General features: G+C 46.1%; 3 protein-coding genes and 2 pseudogenes. All 5 read right to left on the reverse strand.

What is annotated here, in order from left to right; all coding sequences use genetic code 11:
- Window positions 1–286 (reverse strand): annotated as a pseudogene (locus tag MHN01_RS19635) (transporter); the annotation flags it as partial.
- Window positions 287–290: 4 nt separating this feature from the next.
- Window positions 291–1,808, reverse strand: coding sequence for an ABC transporter substrate-binding protein (locus MHN01_RS19640; protein WP_239412900.1), 1,518 nt, complete (start codon window positions 1,806–1,808; stop codon window positions 291–293).
- A complete protein-coding gene (locus MHN01_RS19645; RefSeq protein ID WP_239412901.1) occupies window positions 1,798–2,631 on the reverse strand; it encodes an ABC transporter ATP-binding protein in 834 nt (277 codons plus the stop codon). Before MHN01_RS19645 ends, MHN01_RS19640 begins: the two co-directional genes overlap by 11 nt.
- Before the next feature lie 14 nt (window positions 2,632–2,645).
- On the reverse strand, window positions 2,646–3,425 hold the full coding sequence (locus MHN01_RS19650) for an ATP-binding cassette domain-containing protein (protein ID WP_239412902.1): 780 nt from the start codon (window positions 3,423–3,425) through the stop codon (window positions 2,646–2,648).
- 170 nt (window positions 3,426–3,595) lie between these two features.
- A pseudogene (locus tag MHN01_RS19655) lies at window positions 3,596–3,794 on the reverse strand (MATE family efflux transporter); the annotation flags it as partial.

A 3,794-nucleotide genomic window follows, 5' to 3' on the forward strand; every position in this document is an offset into this window, starting at 1 on the left:
CCCAAGAGACACCTAAATCACCTTGAAATGCGAGGGTTAGCCAATCCCACAAGCGCTGTGCTGCACTTCGATCTAACTGAAGATCATCACGAACAGCTTGTAGTGCTTCTGCGGTTAACAGCTGCTGAGCACCGGAGCGCGCCCGTAAAATCGATTGGCTCGGATCGATACCGGCAATATCCGGCATCAAGCCAACTAAAACAACCACGACACTTAGCGACAGCAAACGAGAAAGCCAGGGCATACCGACACTCAAAGTCGCACGCATATTAACAGCAGACGACATTGGGTTAGTTCACCTCAGTAAACTGGTTGATAAGACGACGCTCTCGCGGATCACGTACCGCGTTTTTGACCTTCGTACTTTCACCTTGGATCACTCGTTCATGCAACAGCGGTACAGCAGCGTATTGCTCTAAAATTTTGCTTTCAACTTCAATGATCGCCTGCTGGCGTAATTCACCGAGCGGTTGACGATCAGCATGCTTCAACGCTGCATCAACTTCTTCCGAACAGAACTGACCTAGATTAAATGAGCCTTTACAACCAAAGTCACTTTGCATATAGGCTACAGGATCGCCTGAATCAAGCACTGTTGCGCGAGACAATAAGAACGCATCAAACTTACCCGCAAGCGCATCATTTTCAATCTGTGCATATTCCCGAACATCCAATTCAACCACAAAACCAGCGGCTTCGAGTTGTTGTTTCAACAATACGGCAACTTCAGGTAATTCTGCACGGTCAGTAAAAGTACCAAGCACGATTTTCTCACCATTAGCCACTTGTATTTCCATTGTTTCAGCTCGCGGGTTCTTTTCGCGAACAGGCTCTGCCCAAACTAATGCAGGTCCCAATAATCCCTTTGCGAGATCCGCATGATTTTCGTAAACCGTATTAATGATCTGCTCACGATCTACAGCTTGAGCGGCCGCTTTACGTAATGCGAACTGACTAAACACCTTAGACTGATTATTTAAATACAGGGTGTTGGTGCGAGGCATCGCCACTTCATGCAATTGAGATTGATCCATCATTGCAATTTGCGATACAGGCACAGCTTCCACCACATCAGCTTCACCCGTGCGCAACGCAGCGGCACGTGCAAAACCGTTCGGAACGTATTCTGCAAAGATTTTATCGACTTTTGCTTTCTCGCCCCAGTAACCGTCAAAACGCTCAAGTTTCGCACTGGTTTGACCGTTAATTTCAGTCAATACAAATGGGCCTGTTCCCGCATTTGTCGGCACAACACGACCGTTATCTTTATAGGCCGATGCAGCCAAGATAGCTAACTGAGGACTCGATAAACGGCTTGGCAGTAAGGGATCGTTAAACGTGGTTTTGATTTCAACTGTGAAATCATCAAGTGCGCGCACCTGCCATTCAATGCCATCTAAAATACGTGGTTTAGGGGCTGCTTGCAGGGCCTTTTGTAGCGAGTTAACAACGACTTTTGCATCTAACGATGAACCGTTATGAAACATCACACCTTGGCGAACCGTAAACTGCCAAGTTGTAGGTTCCACTTGCTGCCATTTCGTTGCCAACATTGGCTCCGCAACAGAAAGATCACTCAGGTTAACGAGGGTTTCCGCCGTACTCCAACGAGAGAGTTTAAATGCATCATCGGATAACGGAGACAAACCGGTTCTTGGTGGCTGCATCATCGCAACACGAATTTCGGATGACGATGATTGAGCTGTCGACGCTTTATCGTCAGTTGTGCTGTCTTCAGAATTAAAACAACCCGTTAGCAATGCGCTTAAGGTAAGTGCTAATACTAACTTGTGAGTTTTAAGGTGCATATGAAACCTCTCCAATGGTTTTTATGAATTCATTACTTTTAGGGTGAGCACTCATCAGTGCTTTTGTGATCCTATGATTAGGGCTCATTGCCACTTTTTTTGTTGCGCCATACTCAACTACCCGGCCTTTATCCAGCACTAAAATTTCGTCACACAACTGTTTTGCGGCTTCGAAATCATGAGTAACCAGAATTAGGCGCATGTGACGAGTTTTTTGAATCTGTGCTAGTAAATCGAGAATTTGCTTACGGCTGACAGGATCGAGGCTGCTTGTTGGTTCATCCGCCACCAGCACACAAGGCTCCACAATCAAGGCTCTAGCGATAGCAACACGTTGAGCTTGACCGACAGAAAGCTGCTGCGGATTACGATCCAGCAGCGAAAGGTCTAACCCCACATCCAATAAGACGCGTTCAACCTTTTGCTCCCCCTCTTCGGCTTCACCAATATTGCTCAGGGGCTCAAGCAAAATCTGACGCACACTGTAATAAGGGTTCAGGCTCGACTGGGGTTCTTGTGGTATCAATTGGATATGCCGACACAATGCCTGTCGCTGCTTTGCCGTGCTGCGAGAAAGCGGATAACCGCAAACATATACCTCACCAGCACTTGGCTGGCGCAAACCAAATAGCAATTCAATCAGGGTTGATTTTCCCGCACCCGACGGGCCGACAATCGCCAAATTATGCGTTGAAATCGTTAAGTTAAGTTGTTCCAAGGCTTTGAACGGTTTCCCTCCCAACCAAGATGGCCGTGAGAAGTAATTTACGCTGACTTGAGCAAAATGAACTTGGGCAGACGAAATCTGCTCATGCTTTATCATGGCTGGCTCCAAAGTTACTCAGGTAGAAGTTGCTGAAGTTGAAGGCAAAACGGGTGCTGGCTTTGACGAATTGCATCAAAAGGCGAGCCATAGGCCACCATGCTGCCATCAGATATAACCAAGAGTTTGTTGCAAGCCAAAGCCGCTGCAAGATCATGAGTGATCAAGATCCCCCCGACCTTACGCTGTTGAACGCTTCTTAAGAAAAGGCTGAGGATTTCTGCTTCTGTAATGGGATCGAGTGCACTGGTGGGTTCATCGGCAATAATGAGATTGGCGCTCCCTAATAGCGCAATCGCGATACAAATACGTTGACGTTGCCCACCAGATAATTGGCTTGGATGTAACGCCAGCACTGCACCGGGCTCTGAAAATCCAAGCTGCTTAAGAAGTGTTGTTATTGCCTCACGAGTCTCTGTATTTAAGCGGGTTTTATTGGTTGTTAAAGCCAGACTTAACTGCTGGCCCACTGATGCTAAAGGGTTTAGTGCTTTTAAAGCATCTTGGAAAATCACTGCCGGGCGCTGTGCTTGTGAGCGTTGCAACATAGAAAGTTGGCTTATTTCACTGCCGTTGAGCTGAATACTTCCCACTGCCATCACATCCGACGGCAGGAAACCTGCGATCGCTTTTGACAACATAGACTTGCCAATGCCAGAGGGCCCCATAATTGCCAATACTTCACCTTGCGAGACATCGAAAGTAATGTTTTTAAACAGCGAGTGTTGAGAATCCCTATCTTTGGAGTCTAAAAGGCTCAGATTATTGATAGTAAGTATTGGTTGATAATCCACAGTAACACTAAATGTAATGATATAACATAACAATACTACCACGTAGATTTGTCCAATAAAACATCTTTGAGGAGGTGGCTGTTCGTCTTTTTCCTAAGTTTGATCATTAAAGGCGGCTAAACCGCCCTTTAACTTATGTATGTTTAGTTTCAGCATTCCTGAAAGCTATGCTAATAACATTTTTGCTTAACCTGCCCAATATATGGGTAAAGGAAAGCAAAACGGCCAACATAGAAAAACGTGAATGCTAACCACAGGCCATGATTCCCCCAATGCTGAACAGCAAAAAGTTGGACTATCAAAAATACCACCAGCGTAATAAAACTTGAGTTACGCACTGGTCGCGTGGTGCCCGTACCAGTAAAGATA

The sequence above is a fragment of the Photobacterium sp. OFAV2-7 genome, assembly GCF_022347985.1.
Taxonomy (GTDB): Bacteria; Pseudomonadota; Gammaproteobacteria; order Enterobacterales; family Vibrionaceae; genus Photobacterium.